The organism is Nocardioides abyssi (assembly GCF_030412915.1).
Lineage (GTDB): Bacteria > Actinomycetota > Actinomycetes > Propionibacteriales > Nocardioidaceae > Nocardioides > Nocardioides abyssi.
This window is the reverse complement of the sequence record NZ_JAUHJR010000251.1, coordinates 1-233: the sequence shown is the minus strand read 5'-3', so window position 1 is coordinate 233 and position 233 is coordinate 1. Positions and strand designations below refer to the sequence as shown.

Here is a 233-nt window from a genome sequence, read left to right as displayed (position 1 = left end):
CCGGCAAGGGTGCCGACGACGTTGCCCTTGCCGCCGGCCAGCAGCGTGCCGCCGAGGACGACGGCCGCGATCGACATCAGGTCGTAGTCGCCCTGGCTGCCGATCGTCGGGCTGCCGACGCGGAGCCGGGCCAGCAGGAGCAGGCCGGCGAGCGCCGCCAGCACCGAGGAGAGGGTGTGGGCGACCAGGACCGGCACCGACGTGCGGATGCCGGACAGGCGGGCGACCTCGCG

The 233-nt window shown here is 75.5% G+C and carries 1 protein-coding gene; it reads right to left on the bottom strand.

Annotation, left to right across the window (positions count from 1 at the left end):
* Positions 1-233 (bottom strand): ABC transporter permease subunit (locus QWY29_RS20665; RefSeq protein WP_439117465.1); only part of this gene is annotated, 233 nt, incomplete at both ends.